At 70.8% G+C, this 19,486-nt stretch carries 18 protein-coding genes; 12 read left to right on the forward strand and 6 right to left on the reverse strand.

The genetic code is table 11. The annotated features are described in order from the left end of the window. Positions 1–62: 62 nt before the first annotated feature. On the reverse strand, positions 63–1,880 hold the full coding sequence (locus QRY02_RS35605) for a laminin G domain-containing metallophosphoesterase family protein (protein WP_285987168.1): 1,818 nt from the start codon (positions 1,878–1,880) through the stop codon (positions 63–65). Between the two features lie 79 nt (positions 1,881–1,959). Here QRY02_RS35605 and QRY02_RS35610 point away from each other — a divergent pair, with 79 nt between their 5' ends. Then, positions 1,960–2,352 carry a VOC family protein gene (locus QRY02_RS35610; RefSeq protein WP_285987169.1) on the forward strand — a complete coding sequence of 131 codons (393 nt, stop codon included), beginning with the start codon at positions 1,960–1,962 and terminating at the stop codon, positions 2,350–2,352. Here QRY02_RS35610 and QRY02_RS35615 read toward each other — a convergent pair. The 4 genes from QRY02_RS35615 to QRY02_RS35630 form a co-directional block, all read right to left on the reverse strand. After that, complete coding sequence (locus tag QRY02_RS35615; RefSeq protein WP_285987170.1) at positions 2,328–2,810, reverse strand: DUF6328 family protein; 483 nt, start codon at positions 2,808–2,810, stop codon at positions 2,328–2,330. The genes QRY02_RS35610 and QRY02_RS35615 overlap by 25 nt on opposite strands. Positions 2,811–2,905: 95 nt before the next feature. Beyond that, positions 2,906–3,295 carry a TIGR03667 family PPOX class F420-dependent oxidoreductase gene (locus QRY02_RS35620; protein ID WP_285994008.1) on the reverse strand — a complete coding sequence of 130 codons (390 nt, stop codon included), beginning with the start codon at positions 3,293–3,295 and terminating at the stop codon, positions 2,906–2,908. An 85-nt stretch (positions 3,296–3,380) separates the two neighbouring features. After that, positions 3,381–5,321 (reverse strand): DUF2339 domain-containing protein, encoded by a 1,941-nt coding sequence (locus QRY02_RS35625; RefSeq protein ID WP_285987171.1) that lies wholly within the window; start codon positions 5,319–5,321, stop codon positions 3,381–3,383. 45 nt (positions 5,322–5,366) lie between these two features. Further along, positions 5,367–6,332, reverse strand: a complete 966-nt coding sequence (locus QRY02_RS35630) for a Gfo/Idh/MocA family protein (RefSeq protein ID WP_285987172.1) — start codon at positions 6,330–6,332, stop codon at positions 5,367–5,369. 57 nt (positions 6,333–6,389) lie between these two features. Here QRY02_RS35630 and QRY02_RS35635 point away from each other — a divergent pair, with 57 nt between their 5' ends. The 3 genes from QRY02_RS35635 (at position 6,390) to QRY02_RS35645 (ending at position 9,917) form a co-directional block, all read left to right on the forward strand. Then, the gene (locus tag QRY02_RS35635) at positions 6,390–6,923 is read left to right on the forward strand and encodes a hypothetical protein (protein ID WP_285987173.1); all 534 of its coding nucleotides are present in this window, start codon (positions 6,390–6,392) and stop codon (positions 6,921–6,923) included. Between the two features lie 34 nt (positions 6,924–6,957). Next, complete coding sequence (gene dusB, locus QRY02_RS35640; RefSeq protein ID WP_285987174.1) at positions 6,958–8,097, forward strand: tRNA dihydrouridine synthase DusB; 1,140 nt, start codon at positions 6,958–6,960, stop codon at positions 8,095–8,097. Between the two features lie 218 nt (positions 8,098–8,315). Next, a complete protein-coding gene (locus QRY02_RS35645; RefSeq protein ID WP_285994009.1) occupies positions 8,316–9,917 on the forward strand; it encodes a glycoside hydrolase family 27 protein in 1,602 nt (533 codons plus the stop codon). 12 nt (positions 9,918–9,929) lie between these two features. On the opposite strand, the gene QRY02_RS35650 is transcribed toward QRY02_RS35645, so the two are convergent. Further along, positions 9,930–10,271, reverse strand: coding sequence for a hypothetical protein (locus QRY02_RS35650; protein ID WP_285987175.1), 342 nt, complete (start codon positions 10,269–10,271; stop codon positions 9,930–9,932). Between the two features lie 113 nt (positions 10,272–10,384). Between QRY02_RS35650 and QRY02_RS35655 the strand changes: the two genes are divergently transcribed. The 8 genes from QRY02_RS35655 to QRY02_RS35690 are packed head-to-tail and all read left to right on the forward strand — an operon-like array spanning position 10,385 to position 19,415. Beyond that, positions 10,385–11,038, forward strand: a complete 654-nt coding sequence (locus tag QRY02_RS35655) for a VC0807 family protein (RefSeq protein ID WP_285987176.1) — start codon at positions 10,385–10,387, stop codon at positions 11,036–11,038. 32 nt (positions 11,039–11,070) lie between these two features. Next, positions 11,071–11,763 (forward strand): GntR family transcriptional regulator, encoded by a 693-nt coding sequence (locus QRY02_RS35660; RefSeq protein ID WP_285987177.1) that lies wholly within the window; start codon positions 11,071–11,073, stop codon positions 11,761–11,763. Beyond that, entirely contained in the window at positions 11,760–12,755 is a 996-nt protein-coding gene (locus tag QRY02_RS35665) for an ADP-ribosylglycohydrolase family protein (RefSeq protein ID WP_285987178.1), read from the forward strand. The genes QRY02_RS35660 and QRY02_RS35665 overlap by 4 nt, the downstream gene beginning before the upstream one ends. Next, positions 12,752–13,627, forward strand: coding sequence for a PfkB family carbohydrate kinase (locus QRY02_RS35670; RefSeq protein ID WP_285987179.1), 876 nt, complete (start codon positions 12,752–12,754; stop codon positions 13,625–13,627). Before QRY02_RS35665 ends, QRY02_RS35670 begins: the two co-directional genes overlap by 4 nt. After that, positions 13,624–15,057: a purine-cytosine permease family protein gene (locus QRY02_RS35675; protein ID WP_285987180.1), complete on the forward strand. Its 1,434-nt coding sequence runs from the start codon at positions 13,624–13,626 to the stop codon at positions 15,055–15,057. The genes QRY02_RS35670 and QRY02_RS35675 overlap by 4 nt, the downstream gene beginning before the upstream one ends. Next, positions 15,054–15,581 carry a cysteine hydrolase family protein gene (locus tag QRY02_RS35680; RefSeq protein WP_285987181.1) on the forward strand — a complete coding sequence of 176 codons (528 nt, stop codon included), beginning with the start codon at positions 15,054–15,056 and terminating at the stop codon, positions 15,579–15,581. Before QRY02_RS35675 ends, QRY02_RS35680 begins: the two co-directional genes overlap by 4 nt. A 10-nt stretch (positions 15,582–15,591) precedes the next feature. After that, positions 15,592–18,585: an NACHT domain-containing protein gene (locus QRY02_RS35685; RefSeq protein ID WP_285987182.1), complete on the forward strand. Its 2,994-nt coding sequence runs from the start codon at positions 15,592–15,594 to the stop codon at positions 18,583–18,585. Beyond that, a complete protein-coding gene (locus tag QRY02_RS35690) occupies positions 18,582–19,415 on the forward strand; it encodes an alpha/beta fold hydrolase (RefSeq protein WP_285987183.1) in 834 nt (277 codons plus the stop codon). Before QRY02_RS35685 ends, QRY02_RS35690 begins: the two co-directional genes overlap by 4 nt. The last annotated feature ends 71 nt before the right edge of the window (positions 19,416–19,486 follow it).

Consider the following 19,486-nt stretch of genomic DNA (forward strand, 5'->3'; position numbering starts at 1 on the left):
GAGTTCTTCTGTTGTTTCGAAGAGCGCGCCGATTTTTTATTGTCCACCCGCTGTCAAGGGTCTCAGCCCAGCATGAATTCACGCGGGTTCAGCGGCCGGTCGACCACGCGCACGTCACCCAGCAACCCCGCGAAACTGCGGTCGACCTTCCCGCCGTAGGACGAGGCACCGACCAGCCACGAACCGCCCGGATCGGCGAGCCCGACCGCGGGCGTGGCCGGGTTCCGGACCACCGGGCAGCCGTCGACGTACATCGTCGTGCGACGGCCGTCGTTGACCACGGCGACGTGCCACCACTTTTCGACCGGCAGCTCGTGGCCCCAGTTCGTCGAGGTCCGGTCCTGGTTCAGCGGGTACACCGCCCACTGCAGCTCGCCACCGTCCGAAAGGGACAGTGTGGCCGCCGATTCCTGCGGGTCGTCGCCGGTCTTGCCCGCGGCCGCGCCGCTGCCCTGCCGCGCGAACAGGCCGCACCAGCCGTGGTGGCCGTCCTTGAAGTCCGCGGGCAGCCGGAAGAACGCTTCGACGGTGTAGCCGCGTTCGAACTTCAGCTTGTTGATCGGCGCCGCGTCGACCGTGCGCAGGTAGGCGCCCCGGCTGGGATCGCGGCCGCCGTCGAACCGCAGGCTCGCGCGCGACGGCTGCCGCGGCGAGCACTCGTTCGAGTACTTCAACGCGTCCGGCCCGCTCCCGGGTGCGGTGACGCGCGTGAGGTCGTTGCCGCGGCCGGTCTGGTCGCGCACGACGACGTCGTCCGGCACCGCCTTGCCGTCCTGGCCGCCTTCGAACCGCCAGTACGCGACGGTTCCGGGCACCAGCAGCTGCTTCGCCGGCCGCCCGGGCGGGACCGGCACCGGCGCGAAGCCGCCGAAGCGCTCGGCGAAGTCGATCTCCAGGCTGAAGTAGTCGGCCGTGCCGCTGCGCTCGACCTCCACCTGCTGCAGCTCGCTCAGGTGGTCCTGCGCGGCGAGCCACGGCGAGAACGTCCGGACGTCGATCACGCCGCGCGCGAGGTCGAACTGGTAGAGCCGGACCATCGCGCTGCCGCCGTAGTAGCGGTCCTGGTAGTTGGCGAGGTGGACGTGCACGTCGTGGCCGGCGCCGTTCTTCCGGACGGTCCGCCCGGTCGGCCAGTAGTGGCCGTTGAGGGTGAGGAAGATCTGGTCGTTGCCCTGCACCAGTTCCTGCCAGACGTGCTCGCCGAACGTCGAGAACTGCGCCTGGTGGTCGTCGTCGGCCCAGACCAGCTCGTGGATGGTGAGGATGGCCGGCAGCGTCGGGTGCTGCGCGAGAACCTGCTTCGCCCAGTTCAAGCCGCCCGCCGAGGGCCGCCAGTCGAGAGCGAGCAGCAGCCACTCGCGGCCACCGCCGCGGAAGACGTGGTAGCTGTTGTAGCCGTCCTTCGTCGCGCCGCGGAACGTCGGGGAGGTGCGCTGGCGCTGCGGCCCGAACGCGTCGAGGTACGGCGACGGGCCGCGCTGGTCGTCCTTCGAGCCGTCGATGTCGTGGTTGCCCGCGAGAGTGCTGTACGGGAACCGGCGGCGGTCGAGCGCCTGGAACGACCGGCTGATGCGGGCGAACTCGTCCGCCCGGCCGTTCTGGGTGAGATCGCCGAGGTGGGCGAGGAAGACAACGTTGTCGTCGGCTTCGTCGAGGACGTACCGCAGCGAGGCGTCCAGCGGGGCCGCGTCGCCGCGGTCCTCGTCGAACAGGTACTGCGTGTCGGGCATGACCACGAGCGTGAAGCGCGGATCTTCGGGGTCCGGGCGGTGCCGGCCGGTGGCTTGGGCGGCCGGCGCCCCGAGGACGTTCGGCAGGGTCGCCGCGGCGGCGACGGCCGGTGCGCCGAGGAGGAAGGTCCGGCGAGAAGTGTCAGTCACGGGCGGGAAGCTACGGGCGGCTTCCGACCACCTCGGCAACTGCTGCCGAACACGGGATGAACAGCGGTACTGTGCCCGCATGAGCGGCCCGCGGGTGTTCCGGTTGATCCAGCCCGTCGACGACATCGAGGTCGCCGTCGCGTTCTACACGGCCGTCTTCGGTGCCCCCGGCGAGCGGATCGCGGTCAACCGGCACTACTTCACCTGCGGCGGCGTGGTGCTGGCCTGCGTCGAAGCGCCGCTCGAACACCGTGAGCCGCGCCAGCAGCGGGACCCGCGGATCGTCTACCTCGCGGTCGACGACGTCGAGGAGACGTTCGAGCGGGTGCGCGCCGCCGGGCCGCGCTGGGCCGACGACGCCATCGAGACCCAGTTCTGGGGCGAACGCTCCTTCTACGCCGACGACCCGTTCGGCAACCCGCTCTGCTTCGTCCAGGAGGACACGCGCTACTTGGGCGGGCCCGTCGGCTGAGCGTCCGGGTGCAGCCGGAAGGGCATGACGAACCACAGGATCCCGAAGATCAGCAGGCACAGGACGGCCATGATCACCATGGCGATCCAGCCGTAGACCACCTTGGCGATCAACGCGACCGTGGACGTGATCGCCAGGGCCAGGCAGACCAGCCCGACCAGCACGAGCCGGTTGCCGACGGTCAGGATCCGTTCCCGGCTGCCGGTGCGGAACAGCAGCCGGTGCCACGCCGCGGGCGCGGTCAGCAGGGCCGTGGCCGCCACCGCGAGCGCCACCGCGGACAGGTGCAGCGACTTCTCGAACCCGCTGGCGTCGTGGAACCGGTCGGTGAACACGACCGACAGCAGGAAGCCGAAGAGGATCTGCACCCCGGCCTGCGCGACGCGCAGTTCCTGCAGGAGCTCGCCGATGTTGCGTGTGAGCTGCTCGTTGCGGGTTTCGCCGGTGTGTTCGGGCACGAATGCACAATAACCGGACACCGGAGTGGCCACACGACGGCGAATCCGTGACTTTCCCACGAACTCCCGGTGCCTCACCGTCCGAAATGGACTGGTCAGAACCCCCAGGAACGCTCGGGCACCACGCGGATGCGGACGGAGTACCTGGCGTCGAACTCGTCCGCGGTCAAACCGATCGCCGCGTAGTGGGAGCCGTACTTGTCGAGGTACCCGGGTGCCTCGGACGCCTTGCCCGCCTCCACGTGTGCTTTCCCGTTGACGACGAGGATCGAGCCGCCGTGCTCGTCGCTGTTGAAGTGGAAGCTCACGTCGGGGTTCGCCTCGATGTGCCGGAGCTTCGCGGTGCCCGGCTCGCTGAACACCACGATGTCGTCGCCGTCGAGGACGAACCACACGGGCCGGGGCGCGGGGCGCCCCTTCGGCGTGACGGTGGTCAGCCAGGCGATCGAGTCGCCGGCGCGGTCGGTGAGTTTCGGTTGTGCAATGTCGGTGCCCCTGGTCGTCGGTCAAGGTGATCCAGGTAACCACGGGGCACCGACAATTTCTTCCCGCGCCGGCGCGGGAAGAACCTCAGCGCGACGCGACCCGCCGCGCGTACCGCGTCCCGGCCGCCAGCAGCACCAGCCCCGCGCCGAGGAACGCACCGACCCTGGCCAGGCCGTCCAGCGCCGCCAGGTCGAACAGCACCAGCTTGAGCACCGCGGCGCCGACCAGGATCAGCCCGCTCACCCGCAGCGCGACGACGTCGATCCCGCGCAGGAGCAGCACGAGCGCCGCGATCGTCCAGGACACGGTGATCAGCGCGTGGCCGAGGAGGAACCCCGTCCGGCCGGGGACTGCCAGCAGCGCCCCGCAGAGCACGACCCCGGCAGCGCCGTAGAGCGCCGAAACCCCGGCGAGCAGCCAGATCGGCAGGTCTTCGGCCGGGCCGCGGAACACCGCCAGGCGCGCGGCGGCCCACGGCAGCACGACCGACACGGCGAGGATCAGCGCGGCGACCGCGAGCGCGCCGGTCAGCTCGGCGACCGAATGGGTGCGGGGCACGATCAGCAGCGCGGGCGTGACGTCGAAGACCACGCCGAGCAGGCCGCCGATCGACGCGAACCCGAGCGCGGCGGCGAGCGCGCCCCGGTTGCGGCCGCCCACCGCGGCCACGACCAGCAGCAACGCCTCGCCGAGCAGCACCCCGGCGCGCACCGGGCCGTCGAACTGGGTGACCGTCGCCTGCAGGATCGCGACCAACCCGGCCAGCCCGGCCACCTGCCCGGCGAACCCGGGCCACCAGCGGCGCGCCGCCCAGACGGCGAGCAGCACCACGCCCGCCCCGGCCGTGATCGGCACCGCCTGCGCCTTCGGCAGCAGCACCGCCGCGACGAGCGTCGGCAGCACCGCCGTGGCCAGCAGCGAAAGCGCCGCAGGGTCGTTCTCGCGGCGGCGCAGCACGATCAGCGCGAGCACGACGGACGCGACCCCGGCGCCGCCGGCCGCGGCGGTGTTGGCCCAGCTGCCGCCCCCGCCGAGCCACGCCGTGCTGATCACGGAGGCGAGCAGCGGCGGGACCCCGGTGGCGAGCGTCAGCGACGGCCAGTCGCGGCGCAGCTGCACCGGCGCCGCCGCGAGCTGGACCATCAGCAGGAAGGTGACCAGCTCGGGGGTGAACCCACCGGCGATCATCGGTGCGCACACGACACAGCCGATGACGACGGCGGTGGCCAGCAGCGGCGACTCCCAGCGCACGGCCACGAGCAGTCCGCCGACGGCGACCGCCAGCCCGGCCGCGAGCCCGGCGAGCACCGGCAGGAACTCGTACAGCGTGGTCGCGGCGACGACGTCCAGGTAGAGCGTCGCGATGCCGGTGGCGGCCAGCGCGAAGGCCCCGGTGCGGCCGGCGGGCTTGCGGTGCAGCCACACGCCGGTGCCGGTCAGCGCCAGCCCGAACCCGGCACCGACGAGCACCCGCGGCAGCGGCCCGAGCCAGCCCCGCTGCACGGCCAGCACGAGCAGCAGCACGACGCCGAGCAGCGTCACGGCCCCGCCGACCCAGGCGAGCACGCGGCTGCCGGCGCCTTCCCGGCCGAGCTTTTCGCCCAGCGTCGGCCGCGGCACCGGCAGGTAGGGCGACGGCGCCGGAGCGTAGTGCTGCTGCGGTGGCGGAACGTACTGCTGCTGCGGCGGCGGCTGCCACTGGTACTGCGGCCACGGGACCGAATCAGGCCGCATCGGCCGGGGCTGCGGTTGGGGCTGCGGTTGGGGTTGCGGCTGCGGTTGGGTTTGGGGTTGGGGTTGGGCCCGCGGTTGGGGCTCAGGCTGCCGTGCCTGCTCCGGTTGCGGCGTCTGCTCCGGCTGTCCGGCCTGCGCGGGCTGCTCGGCGCGTCCGGCCTGCTCGGGCTGAACGTCCCGGGCGGTCCGCAGTTCGGAACCCACCAGGGCGAGACGACGCCCCAGGTCGTCGATCTCGCCGGCGAGCCGGAGGAGCACATCTGCTTCGGTGGTCATACCGGACAGGGTCACGCACCCGCGCCCACCTGCGGATCCGTAGCACTACTCAATCCCGGGTCACGTCCTGGTCGCGGCCAGCACCTCGTCCATGGTCGTCATGATCGAGACGGTCTCGTCCAGCGGCATCAGCGGGCTCTCGGTCTCCCCGGCGGCCAGCCGGAACGCCACTTCGTCGGCCTCGTGCCGCAGGCCAAGACCCTCATCGACGTATTCGAAGCGGCTTCGCTCCCCTTCGCGCGGGATGACGGTGAAGGAGGCGGGAGCGTAGAAGGGCCCGTCGACCTCGATGCGCGCGTCCGTGCCGACGATCGTCGCGGTGGTCGGCGAGACCGCGCTCAACGTGCAGGTCAGGACGGCTTGCGCCCCGCTCTCGTAGCCGAACAGCATCGACGTCTGGGCGTCGACACCGGTGAAGGCGGGCGTCGCCATCGCGGCCACGCGCGCGGGCGGCCCGAGGATCATCGACGCGAACGAGACGGGGTAGATCCCGAGGTCGAGCAGGGCACCCCCGCCCAGTTCGGGAGCGAACAGCCGGAAGGCGGGGTCCTCGGCGAACCACTGCCCGTGATCAGCGGTGACGGTGACGACGTCGCCGAGGCTCGGCAGGAGCTCGCGGATGTGCCGGACGTGCGGCAGGAAGCGCGTCCACATCGCCTCCATCAGGAAGAGGTTCCCGGTCCGCGCCAGGTCGACGAGGTCGCGGGCCTCGTCGGCGTTCATCGTGAACGGCTTCTCGACGAGCACGGGCTTGCCGGCTTCGAGCGCGAGCCGGGCGTTGGCGTGGTGCAGGGGGTGCGGCGTGGCGACGTAGACGACGTCGACGCCCGGATCGTTCGCGAGGGCTTCGTAACTGCCGTGCCGGGTGGGGATACCCAGCTGGTCGGCGAAACTCCCGGCGCTCCCGGCCGAGCGCGACCCGACCGCGGCGACCACGCCGGACCCGGTGAGCCGCAGGTCCCGGGCGAAGGCGCCGGCGATCCCGCCGGTACCCATGATTCCCCAGCGGAGGGGCACGTTCGTCATACGCCGAACCCTATGCCTGTCTAGAGTGACGAACCGATCACGTCGTGAGGGGGAGTGATGGCGGAGGCGAAGAAGGCCGGGTGCATCGCGGGAGCCGTCGCGCTGATGGGCGCGATCGGCGCGCTGCTGTCGGGCATCGCCGACTTCGGCGGCCTGTTCAAGGACGATTCGCCCGCCGCCGTCAGCAGCTCCGCGGCCGCTTCGCCGGCTCCGGCGGCGGAGAGCACCAAGGCGGCCGCCCCGGCGACCGTCTACTACCAGGGCCACCTGGAGTTCGGCCGCTTCAACCTGGACTTGAACCCCCCGAAGCGCACGGGTGACACGTACATCGTGGGCGGCACCGGAGGGGTGTTCGAGAGCTACCACGACGCGGGGAAGCTGGCGGTGTGGACGAGCAGCGGAACCCCGGACAGCGCAGGCTGCGGATCGGCGGTCGACGAGCGCGGCGCCGCGTACATCAGCGGCGCCGAGAAGGGCACCCACGTGTGCGGCCGGACCCCGGAGGGCCGGGTGTTCCGGATCGACGTCACCGGGGTGAGCGACCGCATCGACGGAGGCGTCACGGGAGACGTCACGGTCTGGAACAAGTGAGCCCGACCTGGTGTGATCGACACCACAGGCGACAATGGAGGACGTGACCGCGACCTTGAGCAAACCCGCCCTGAAGATCGGCCCCTACGAGGTCGATCCCCCGGTCGTGCTCGCGCCCATGGCCGGCATCACCAACGTCGCCTTCCGCCAGCTGTGCGCCGAGTACGGCGCGGGCATCTACGTGTGCGAAATGATCACCGCCCGCGCCGTCGTCGAACGGCACCCCGGCACCATGCACATGATGACCTTCGGGGCGAACGAAAAGCCCCGGTCCATGCAGCTCTACGGGGTCGACCCGAAGACCATGGCCGAAGCCGTCCGGATCATCGTCGGCGAGGGCCTGGCCGACCACGTCGACTCCAACTTCGGCTGTCCCGTCGCGAAGGTGACGCGCAAGGGCGGCGGGGCGGCGCTGCCGTTCAAGCGAAAGCTGTTCGAAGCCATCGTGCGTGAGTCCGTGAAAGCGGCCGGGGACACGCCGTTCACGGTGAAGTTCCGGATCGGCATCGACGACGACCACCGCACCTTCCTCGACGCCGGCCGCATCGCCGAAGCCGAGGGCGCCGCCGCCGTCAGCCTGCACGCCCGCACCGCCGCCCAGCGCTACTCCGGCCAGGCCGACTGGACCAAGATCGCCGCCCTCAAGGAAGCCGTGACCAGCATCCCGGTGCTCGGCAACGGCGACATCTTCTCCGCCGCCGACGCCCTGCGCATGGTCGACGAAACCGGCTGCGACGGCGTGGTCGTCGGCCGCGGCTGCCTCGGCCGCCCGTGGCTGTTCGGCGAGCTCGAAGCCGCCTTCGCCGGACGCCCCCTGCCGACCCCGCCGAACCTGGGCGAGGTCGCGGCCGTGCTCCGTCGCCACACCGAGCTGCTGATCGAGCACGACGGCCACGACAAGGCGATGCGCGACATCCGCAAGCACATGGCCTGGTACCTGATGGGCTTCCCGGTCGGCTCCGAGCTGCGCCGCGGGTTCGCGATGCTCTCGTCGATGGACCAGCTGGACGACCTCATCGCCCAGCTCGACCACGACGCCCCCTTCCCCGAAGCCGCCACCGGCCCGCGAGGACGTCAAGGGTCCCCCGGCAAGGTCACCCTGCCCCACGGCTGGCTCGACGACCCCGACGACGACTGCGTCCCCGAAGCGGAAGACATGCACTCCGGCGGCTGAGCCCGCGACCAGGCAACGCCGCGAGTGGGCGGCGAAATGAAAATTTCACGTGCAGCACAACAAAAAGCCACTTTGTGTTAGCGTTCACATCCGCCACGCCCGGCTCGCCGTCGATGCTGATGGGGGTTCCGTTGTCGCACGCGTCCGCACCCGCCGCCCCGCCGTCCCGATCCTTCCGCCGTCCTTTGTGGACATCGTGGAAAGTGCTCGTGGCGATCATGGGTTTGCTGTCCGCCTTGGTGGTCTTCGCGGCTCCGTCGAGTGCCGCGGCGGCAGCTCCGATCACCAAGCCGCCGATGGGCTGGAACTCCTGGAACTCCTTCGCCGGCGCGATCGACCACACCGTCATCGAACGGCAGGCGGACGCGCTCGTGACCTCCGGCATGAAGGACGCGGGCTACGAGTACGTCAACATCGACGACGGCTGGTGGACGGGCTCCCGCGACGCGGGAGGCAACATCACCGTCGACACCGCGAAGTGGCCCGGCGGGATGTCCGCCATCACCGCCTACATCCACAGCAAGGGCCTGAAAGCGGGCATCTACACCGACGCCGGCCGCAACGGCTGTGGCTACTACTACCCGACCGGACACCCCGCCTACCCCGGCACCGGCGCCGAAGGCCACTACGACCAGGACTTCCTCCAGTTCTCCCGCTGGGGCTTCGACTACGTGAAGGTCGACTGGTGCGGCGGCTCGGCCGAAGGCCTCAACGCCCGCAACTCCTACACCGCGATCAGCGACTCCATCGCGCGCGCCACCGCCCAGACCGGACGGCCGATGGTGTTCTCCGTCTGCGAGTGGGGCGGCCAGCAGCCGTGGAACTGGGCGCCCGGCATCGCCAACCTGTGGCGCACCAGCGGCGACATCATCTACTGGGGTGAGAAGCCCTCGATGTCGCGCGTGCTGGCCAACTTCGACGCCGCCCAGCACGCGAGCGCGCAGAGTCCCGGCCACTACAACGACCCCGACATGCTCGTCGCCGGCCTCCCCGGCTTCTCCGACGCGCAGAACCGCACACACCTGAGCCTGTGGGCGATTTCGGGCGCCCCGCTGATCGCGGGCAACAAACCCGGCGAGATGACCGCCGCCACGAAAGCCGCGCTCACCAACCCGGAGATGATCGCGGTCGACCAGGACGCGCTCGGCCGGCAAGGCACGAAGGTCGCCGAGGACGCTTCGGGGCTCCAGGTTTACCAAAAGGTGTTGTCCGGCACCGGTCGCCGGGCCGTCGTGCTCCTCAACCGCACCGGCTCCGCCGCGACCATCACCGCCCGGTGGTCTTCCCTCGGCCTGACGGGCTCGGCCACCGTGCGTGACGTGTGGGCCGGGGCCGATCGCGGCACCTTCGCCTCGAGCTACGCGACTTCGGTCCCGGCCGGGGAGGCGGTCCTGCTCACGGTCACCGGATCCGACGGCACGCCCACGGGCGGCGGGGCGATCACCGGCAAGCCGTCCGGTCGCTGCCTCGACGTGCCGAACGCGACGTCGGCGAACGGCACCCAGCTGCAGCTGTGGGACTGCCAGGGCGGCCCGGGCCAGACCTGGACCCGCACGGCGACCCGGCAGCTGACCGTCTACGGGAACAAGTGCCTCGACGCGTCCGGCCAGGGCACGGCCAACGGGACACCGGTGGTCATCTGGGACTGCAACGGCCAAGCCAACCAGCAGTGGACCGTGAACGCGAACGGCACGATCGCCGGGGTGCAGTCGAACCTGTGCCTGGACGCGAGCGGCCAGGGAACCGCGAACGGCACCAAGGTGCTCCTGTGGGCTTGCAACGGCCAGGCGAACCAGCAGTGGACCGTGCCGGCGGCGTGAGCCACGTGATGCTCACCCGCTCCGGCGGGTGAGCATCACCAGGCTCAGCCCGAACAGCAACACGCCGAGGGGGACGTGCACGGTCGTGACGTGCGCGATCCCGAGGAACACCTGCGCGGTCACGAGCCCGAGGAACACGACCGCGTAGAGGACCACCCGAGGCGAACCCCCACCCGGCCGCCACACCAGCACCGCGGCCACCACCTGCACGACGGCGACGCCCCATACGGTGTACGCCGACGCGCTGTGGAGGACGTGCCCGTCCGGGGTGGTCAGCAACAGGCCGGCGGTGACCGGCGCGAGGAAGAGCGCCACGGTCTGCAGGGCGACCGTGACGCGCAAGAACGTTGTCATACCCACCCGACGACGCAGGGGCGCCGAACGTGAGGCCGCCCATGACATCTGTCAGCCCGAAGTCGTGGCGGACGGCATCCTTCCCGAGCCCCTTCCCGCGACAAGCTCTTCTCATGACGACGAACCAGCCCGCAAGCGCCCCGCTCAAGAACCTCGCGATCGAGATCGCCGTTCCCCTCGGCGTCTACTACGGACTCCACTCGCTCGGTGCGAGCGACTTCACCGCGCTCGCCCTCTCCGGGGTCTTCCCGCTGGCCCGGACGCTCTACCAGTTCGCCAAGGACCGCACGCTCAACGGTCTCGCCATCGTCGTCCTCGTCACCAACGTCGTCGGCATGCTGCTGACCTTCGTCTCCGGGGACACCCGCATGATGATCGCCAAGGACTCGCTCGGGAGCGGGATCACCGGGCTCGTCATCCTGATCTCCGCCTTCACCGCGCAGCCGATCATGACCAAGGCCCTGCGCCCGTTCCTCACCCACGGCAAGGCCGACCACGAAGAAGCCTGGGAACGGCTGCAGGGCAACCGGCGGTTCGAGACCGTCCTCCGCCGCGGCAGCTACATCTGGGGTGTCGGGTTCGTGCTGGAGAGCGCCGCTCGCGTGATCGGTGCCTTCACCCTGCCGGTGACCACGATGGTGTGGCTGAGCACGGTCATCTTCGTCGGCTCGTTCACGGTGATCATGCTGGCCGCCGGCCTGAGCGCCAAGGAAGCGGGCAAGATGATCGCCGAAGAAGCCCGGCCGCGCGAGCTCGTGGCCGCTTGACCAGCACTAATCCACCGTGTACAGGTGTGAACATGTACAGCAAGCGGCAGCAGCTGGTCGGCGACCTCACCGACCTGATCCGCTCCGGGCGGCTCGCCCACGGCGACCGCCTCCCCGGTGAGAACCAGCTCGCCCTGCAGTACCAGGTCAGCCGCGGCACCGTCCGCAGCGCGCTGTCCGAGCTCCAGCAGCTCGAGCTCATCTCCACCCAGGCCGGCGTCGGCTCCTTCGTCACCTTCGACGGCGTCCAGCTCGACCAGCGGATCGGCTGGGCCCGCGCCCTCGCCGACGCCGGTGCGCCGGTCACCACCGAACTGCTCGGCATCGAAGCCGTCGAAGACGTGGCCCTGGAAGAAGAATTCGGCGAGCAGCCCTACGTCGCCGTGCGGCGGCTGCGGCGGGAGCGCGAACGCGGGGTCTCGCTCGAAACCGCCACCGTGCCCGCCGTCGGACCGCTCGCCGACCTCCCCGCGACGGGCCTGCAGGACGGCTCCCTGACCAAGACCCTCGAAGCCGCCGGGCGGATCTCCGTCGGCGGCGACCAGTGGATCAGCACCGAACGCCTCGACGCCTGCGCCGCCGAACTGCTCGGCCGCTCGATCGGCGAGCTCTTCCTCCGCGCCGAGCGCACCTCGGTCGACATCGAAGGCCGGCTCGTCGAGCGCGTCGTCAGCCTGCTGGACCCGGACCGGTTCCAGTTCCACCTCACCTTCGGACACCGGTGACCGCGCGGGACCGGGCGCTCGGCGCCTTCACCGGGCTGGCCGTCGGCGACGCGCTCGGCATGCCGACGCAGTCGATGTCCCGCGCCGCCATCGCCGCCACCTACGGGCCGGTCACCGGGCTGCTCACCGCCGTCGCCGAGCAGCCGGTCGCGCCGTCGATGCCCGCCGGCTCGGTCACCGACGACACCGAGCAGGCCGTCCTGCTGGCCCGGCTGCTCATCGACGGCCGCGGCACCGTCGAGCCGCACGTCTTCGCCGACGCCCTGCTGATCTGGGAGGCCGACATGGTCCGCCGCGGTTCCGCGGACCTGCTCGGGCCGTCCACCAAACGCGCGCTCGCCCGGCTCCAGGACGGCGTCCCGGCCGACGAAGCCGGCCGCACCGGCACCACCAACGGCGCCGCCATGCGGGTCACGCCGGTCGGCATCGCGACGCCGGCGGACGACCTGCACCGGCTGGTCGACGTCGTCGTCGCGACCGCGCGGGTCACGCACAACACCAGCCTGGGCATCGCGTCGGCCGCCGCGGTCGCGGCCGCCGTCTCCGCCGGGGTCGACGGCGCGAGCCTGGCCGAAGCACTCGACGCGGGCGAGCGCGCCGCCGTCGTCGGCGGGGAACGCGGGCACTGGGCACCCGGCGGGGAGATCGCCGCCCGGATCCGCTGGGCGCGCGACTGGGTGCGGGGCATGGCGCCGGCCGCCGTCGCCGACGCGGTCGCGCGGGTGATCGGCACGTCGGTCGCGTCGCAGGAGTCCGTGGTGGCCGCGTTCGCGCTGGCCGAGGCCATGGGCGACGACCCGCCGGCGGCGTTGCGCCTGGCCGCCGGGCTCGGCGGCGACACCGACACCGTCGCCGCGATCTGCGGGGCGATGCTCGGCGCCGCGCACGGTGTCGGCGCCTTCCGCCCCGACGTCGTCGAGACCGTGCTCGCCGTCAACCGGCTCGAGTTCGGGCCGCTGGTCGACGAACTCCTGAAGCTGCGCCGCCGATGACCGGGCGGCTGGTGCACACCGGGCAGGTCGTCCTCGACCTCGTCATGGCGGTGCCGGCCCTGCCCCCGCCCGGCGGCGACGTCCTGGCGTCGTCGACGAACTTGTTGCCCGGCGGCGGTTTCAACGTGATGGCCGCCGCCGCGCGGTCCGGTGCGCGGGTGCTTTACGCGGGCAGCCACGGCATCGGCGGCTTCGGCGATCTCGCCCGCGGCGCCCTCGCGGCCGAAGGCGTGGAACTGGCGCACGAACCTCTGTCCGAAATGGACACTGGTGTGGTCGTAGTGCTGGTGGACGCGACCGGCGAGCGCACCTTCGCGACCGGTACCGGCGCCGAAGGCCGGCTGCGCGCCGAGTTGCTCCACCGCGTCACCCCAAAGAATGACGACGTCGTGTACGTGAGCGGATACAGTTGGTTGCACGAGATCAATCGCGCGGCCCTCATCGAGTGGCTGCCCCGGCTGCCCGGCTCGAAGATCCTGTTCGACCCCGGCCCGCTCATCGCCGACATCGACCCTGGAGACCTCCATGACTTACTGTCCACAATAGACATCTTGAGCTGCAACGCCCGCGAAGCCGAGGTGCTGGGCGAGCTGCCGCCCGTCGCCGTCGTCCGCGAAGGCGCGAAAGGCTGTCGCGTCCACGAAAACGGCCGGATCACCGCCGTGCCCGGGTTCCCGGTCGACGTCGTGGACACCACCGGCGCCGGCGACACGCACTGCGGCGTGCTGGCCGCGGAGCTGTTGCGCGGCAGCACGGTCCTCGACGCCGTCGTGCGCGCCAACGCGGCGGCCGCGCTTTCGGTGACCCGGCGCGGCCCGGCGACCGCGCCGGGCCGGGAGGAGATCGACCAGCTGGTGGAGGCGACGCGATGACCGGTTCCCGCAGGCTCGAGGTGGAGACGAACGGCCTCGACGTGATCGACGACGCCGAGCGGCGCGGACGGCCGCGGCAGCTGTTCTGGCCGTGGTTCGGCGCGAACGTGTCGGTGCTGGGGCTGAGCTACGGCTCGTTCACCCTCGGCTTCGGCATCTCGTTCGGGCAGGCGCTCGTCGCCGGCGTCGTCGGCATCCTGTTCTCGTTCCTGCTGTGCGGGTTCATCGCCATCGCGGGCAAACGCGGGTCGGCGCCGACGATGCTGCTCTCGCGGGCGGCGTTCGGCGTGCGCGGCAACCGGCTGCCGTCGGCGATCTCGTGGCTGCTGACGGTCGGCTGGGAGACCGTGCTCGCCGCGCTGGCGACGCTGGCCACGGCCACCGTGTTCGAGCGCCTCGGCTGGGGCGGCGGGACACCGACGAAGGTGGTCGCGCTCGTCGTGGTGGCGGCGCTGACCGTCGCCGCCGGCGTGCTCGGCTTCGACGCGATCATGAAGCTGCAGACGTGGATCACCTGGATCACCGGCGTGCTGACCGTCGTCTACGTGGTCCTCGTGGCCGGCGATGTGCACTGGGCAGCGGTCAGCGCGCTGCCGTCGGGTTCGGCCCAGCAGTGGGTCGGGGCGCTGGTGTTCCTGATGACCGGGTTCGGCCTCGGCTGGGTCAACGCGGCCGCGGACTACTCGCGCTACCTGCCGCGGTCGTCGTCGAGCCGGGGCGTGGTCGGCTGGACGACGTTCGGCGCGTCGGTGGCGCCGGTGGTGCTGCTGGTGTTCGGGCTGCTGCTGGCCGGCTCGTCGCCGGACCTGAACAAGGCGATCGCGGCGGACCCGATCGGCGCGCTGACGACGTTGCTGCCACTGTGGTTCCTGGTGCCGTTCGCGATCGTCGCGGTGCTCGGCCTGGTCGGCGGCGCGGTGCTGGACATCTATTCGTCGGGCCTGGCCCTGCTCTCGGCGGGCCTGCGCATCCCCCGCCCGGCGGCGGCGCTGGTCGACGGCGTGATCATGATCCTCGGCACGATCTACATCGTCTTCTTCGGCGGCGAGTTCCTCGGCCAGTTCCAGGGCTTCCTGGTGACGCTGGGCGTCCCGGTGGCGGCGTGGTGCGGCGTGATGCTCGCGGACGTCCTGCTGCGGCGAGGCGACTACGCCGAGCGCGAGCTGTTCGACCCGGCCGGCCGCTACGGCGACGTCCGCGTCGGCCCGATCGCCCTGGTCCTGGTGTCGACGGCGCTCGGCTGGGGCCTGGTGACGAACACGTCCGCCGAGTGGCTGAAGTGGCAGGGATACCTCCTGGAGCCGTTCGGGCTCGGCGGTCGCGAAGGCGCGTGGGCCTTCGCGAACCTCGGCGTGCTGCTGGCGCTGGCCCTGGGTTTCCTGGTGACATTGCTGACGCGGCGGCGGGTCCGCGAACAGGAGGCGGCGTGAAGAGGATCCTGGCGGTCATCGACCTGCAGAACGTGTTCGCCGACCCGGCGAGCCCGTGGTTCACCCCCCGCTTCGCCGAGGTGCTCCCGCCGATCCACCGGTTGGTGACGGCGTTCGGCAACGACGTTGTGTTCACGCGGTTCGTCGCGCCTGCACGCCCGGAAGGAGCGTGGCGCCGGTACTACGAGCAGTGGCCGTTCGCCTTGCAGTCACCGGATGCACCGCTGTACCAGGTGGCCGACGCGTTCGACCCATCATCCACTGTGGACGCAACCACGTTCGGCAAGTGGAACGCCCGCATGGCCACCCGGGTGGGCGGAGCGGGCCTGGTGCTCGCGGGCGTCTCAACGGACTGCTGCGTGTTGTCGACAGCGTTGGCAGCCGCGGACGCGGGAGTCGCGGTGACGGTGGTGTCCGACGCGTGCGCGGGTGTGGACGACGAGAGCCACGCAAAGGCACTGGACATCATGAGGCTGTACGCCCCGCTGGTGACCGTCGTCACAACCGCGGAGCTGCTCGGCTAGTCTGGGCTCGGTGAGCCTCGAAGCCTCGGCGATCGCGTTGACGACTGCGGTGGTGAAGGCGGCTGCGAAGATCTGGCTGGGAGACCGGACCATCGCCGCCGACGCCTCCGCAAAGGTTTTCGACCTGCTCGAGAAGCAGGTCACCGGCCTGAACGACCGCCGCAAGCTCCGGCTGCTGTTCACCAACCTCGAGTCTCGGGTCGCCGACCAGCTGCTGCCCTTCCTCGACGTCGAGTTCCGTGCGTTGCCGGAGAACGAGCGCGCGGCCGCGGTGGACGCGGTGCACGAGACGTTCGAGCGCGCCGCGTTGACCGACGACGACCTGTTCGCCACCGACCTCGACGCCCCCTACCTCTACCGCTACCTGCTCCGGACCGTCCCCGGCGTCACCAGGCTCCTCTCAGCCGACGCGACCGAGCTGTACCAGCGGGTGCTGCGGGAATGCTGCGCGTACCTGGTCCAGGTCACAAGCACCCTGCCGCGCTTCCAGCCGGGTGCGCTCGTCGAGATCCTGCAGCGCGAGACGGAGATCCTCGAGACAGTCCGGAAGGTACTGGCGACGCTGCCCGAACGCCGTCACCCGGACGACTTCGCCGCGGACTTCCGCCGCCAGGTCGTGACGGCGCTCGACCGGATGGCGCTGTTCGGCGCGGGCCTGGCCGAGGCGACCCGGCTGTATCCGCTGTCGGTCGCCTACCTGAGCCTGAGCGTCACGTCCGAGGATGGCGTCTCCGGCGACCGGATCGAGCACGTGCTGCCGCGGACATCGAGGATCCTCCTGCGTGGCGAAGCAGGCTCCGGCAAAACGACGCTGCTGCAATGGCTGGCCGTCCAGTGCGCGAGCCGGCAGCTGCGGAACGTCGACGGCTGGGACAACCTCGAGCCGTTCCTGGTGCGGCTGCGCCGGTTCAGCCACTCGCCGCTGCCGGCACCGGAACGCTTCCTCGACGAAGTCGGCAGGCACATCGCCGACGAGATGCCGCCCGGCTGGGTGCAGCGACAGCTGCGCCAAGGCCGGGCCGTCGTGCTCGTCGACGGCCTCGACGAGGTCCCGGACGGGCGCCGCCGCGAGGTGCATGAATGGCTGCGGGAACTCGTCGGCGCGTTCCCGCGCGCACGGTTCGTCGTCACCACGCGCCCGACCGCGGTGACCTCCGGCTGGCTGCGTGCCGAGGGGTTCACCGAGGTGCGGCTCCAGCCGATGAACCCGCGCGACGTCCGGACGTTCGTCACGCGCTGGCACCACGCGCTGCCGGACGAGCCGCTCGACGAAGAACGCGACGCCCTGATCACGGCCATCGGCGCCCGCAGCGCACTGCGGCGGCTCGCCGAGAACCCGCTGCTGTGCGCGTTGCTGTGCGCGCTGCACCACCAAGGCAACGGACGCCTTCCGGAGAACCGGATGGAACTGTACGAAGTCGCGTTGCGCATGCTGCTCGACAGCCGCGACATCGAGCGTGGGATCGAAGCTCCCGTCAGGCTGTCGCTGACCGAGAAACTGGTGCTGCTGCGAAACCTGGCGTACTGGCTGGTCCGCAACGGCCACACGGACGTCCCGGTCGCCGACGCCGAAGCGCGCATCACGGCGAAGCTGCGTTCGATGGGGCAGATCGACGTGACACCGCGGACGGTCTTCCGCCACCTCCTGGATCGCGGCGGCGTGCTGCGCGAACCGGTCCCGGGCCGGATCGACTTCGTACACCGCACGTTCCAGGAGTACCTGGCCGCCCAGGCGGCGATCGAAGAGGACGACATCGGCATCCTGACGGCGAACGCCTACCGCGACGAGTGGCGCGAAGTGGTGATCCTGGCGGCGGGCCACGCCCATCCCGCACAACGCGAGCGTCTGCTGGACGGCATCCTCCAGTGGGACACGGACGAGCAGGAGCGGCTGAAGCTGGATCTGGTGGCGCTGGCGTGCTTGGAGACGTCCCCGGTGTTGAGCGAGCGGCTGCGGAACGAGATCGAGGACCGGGCCAGCACGCTGATCCCGCCTTCGACGTTCGACGAAGCGGAGGCACTCGCGGCAGCGGGAGAGTTTGTCCTCGACCTCCTGGCCGACAGCGAACCGGAGACCCCCGAGGCCACGGTGGCGACCATCCACGCGATCGCGTTGGTTGGCGGCCCGGGGGCGTTGGAACTGCTGACCCGCTACGGCGAGGCTCAGGACAAGGTCGTGGTCAACGAGCTAATCGTGTCCCGGCAGTGGTTCGATCCGACGGAGTTCGCCGAACGCGTGCTGGCCGATCTGCCGATCGAGATCATGCATGTGGAGGACCCGGCTGGACTCGTCGGTCTGGGGCACCTGCGACAACTCAGGGCCCTCTACTGCGAGATCGACGACGCGGACGAGTTCGACCTCGCACCACTGGCAGACACGTCGCTGGAAAGCATCCACTTGGCGGGAATCATGCACATTGAATCGACGGACATCGGACCGCTGTCCGCGATTCCCACCCTACGCGAGGTCGTCGCCGAGGTGCCGACGCACGGGTGGGCGCGGCTTGCCGAGCTACCGAACCTGGAGCACCTCCAGCTGAGCCAGATCGAAAACCTCGACCAGCTCGCCGACCTGATTCCCTTGCGGTACTTGCCCGCGCTGACGCTGGACTGGGTTCCCGACCTCGAAGACTTGCAGGGCTTGTCCTTTTTGGACCAACCGAGCCAGCTCAGTTTCGAGCACTGTCCTCACCTCAGGGACATTCAGGCTCCGCAGCGCTGGGGCGACAGCCTGACCTTGCTAAGATTCGCCGAATGCCCCGAGGTGGACCTGAGCTCGCTCTCTCCCCTGACCGGACTCCGGGTGTTGGTGCTCGAGGGCACTCCAATTCCGGACCTTCGGCCCGTGGCCGGCCTCAGCGCGCTCCGGGAGTTGCACCTGTACAGCATCCGCGACATCGATCTCAGTCCCCTCGCCCACCGGCCCGACCTCAAGGTGACAGCGACCATCCAACCCACGCTCTTCGACGAGGACGCCGCCGCAGGCGATAGATTCGAGCCGTGATCGACCACATCAGCATCCCCACCGAGGCCGGCTCCTTCGACGCCATCGCCGCCGGGCCCGAAGATGGCCGGCCCGTGCTGCTGCTGCACGGCTTTCCCGAGGCCGCGATCGAGTGGGAGCACCAGGTCGCCACCCTGGGGGTGCTCGGGTTCCGGGCCGTCGCGCCGGATCAGCGGGGGTACTCGCCGGACGTTCGGCCCGAACAGGCCGGGGACTACTCCATCGTTCACCTCGTCGGGGACGTCGTCGCCGTCACCGAAGCGCTCGGCTGGGCGGAATTCGACCTCGTCGGGCACGACTGGGGTGGTGCTGTCGCCTGGTGGACCGCCGACGCGCACCCCGAACGCCTTCGCAGCCTCGCCGTCGTCTCCACTCCGCACCCCGCCGCGCTCGCCGAGGCCATGAAGACCGATGAGGACCAGCACCTGCGCACCCGGTACATGACCGAGTGGCGGCAGACCCGCGTCACCGAGCGGCGGATGCTGGAGAACGACGGCCGCGCGCTGCGGGAGATGTTCGAGCGGCGAGTTTCGCCGTCGAAGGTCGACGAGTACGTGCGGCGGCTGTCCGAGCCGGGTGCGCTCACCGCCGCCCTCAACTGGTACCGGGCCGGGCGGCCCGGCGGGAAGATCGGCAAGATCGCCGTGTCGACGCTGTACATCTGGAGCACCGAGGACGTCTCCTTCGGCTCCACCGCCGCGCTCGACACCGCCAACTGGGTCACCGCGCCCTACCGCTTCGAGATGCTCGAAGACGTCACGCACTGGGCGCCCGAGGAGACGCCGGAAGCCGTCACGTCGCTGCTCGTGGAGCACCTCAACGCGGGGTGACGGCCCGTCACCCCGCCGGGCGGACCACGGGTAACCCACCCGCCTCGCGGTACGGCGCGGCCCGGCCCGTC

The sequence above is a fragment of the Amycolatopsis sp. DG1A-15b genome (genome assembly GCF_030285645.1).
In the GTDB taxonomy this organism is placed as follows: Bacteria; Actinomycetota; Actinomycetes; order Mycobacteriales; family Pseudonocardiaceae; genus Amycolatopsis.

Coding starts and splice junctions, on each gene's coding strand:
- QRY02_RS35610 (WP_285987169.1), top strand. CDS start 1,960: ATGAGCGGCCCGCGGGTGTTCCGGTTGATCCAGCCCGTCGACGACATC.
- QRY02_RS35630 (WP_285987172.1), bottom strand. CDS start 6,332: ATGACGAACGTGCCCCTCCGCTGGGGAATCATGGGTACCGGCGGGATC.
- QRY02_RS35635 (WP_285987173.1), top strand. CDS start 6,390: ATGGCGGAGGCGAAGAAGGCCGGGTGCATCGCGGGAGCCGTCGCGCTG.
- dusB (WP_285987174.1), top strand. CDS start 6,958: ATGGAGGACGTGACCGCGACCTTGAGCAAACCCGCCCTGAAGATCGGC.
- QRY02_RS35645 (WP_285994009.1), top strand. CDS start 8,316: ATGGGTTTGCTGTCCGCCTTGGTGGTCTTCGCGGCTCCGTCGAGTGCC.
- QRY02_RS35650 (WP_285987175.1), bottom strand. CDS start 10,271: ATGACAACGTTCTTGCGCGTCACGGTCGCCCTGCAGACCGTGGCGCTC.
- QRY02_RS35655 (WP_285987176.1), top strand. CDS start 10,385: ATGACGACGAACCAGCCCGCAAGCGCCCCGCTCAAGAACCTCGCGATC.
- QRY02_RS35660 (WP_285987177.1), top strand. CDS start 11,071: ATGTACAGCAAGCGGCAGCAGCTGGTCGGCGACCTCACCGACCTGATC.
- QRY02_RS35670 (WP_285987179.1), top strand. CDS start 12,752: ATGACCGGGCGGCTGGTGCACACCGGGCAGGTCGTCCTCGACCTCGTC.
- QRY02_RS35675 (WP_285987180.1), top strand. CDS start 13,624: ATGACCGGTTCCCGCAGGCTCGAGGTGGAGACGAACGGCCTCGACGTG.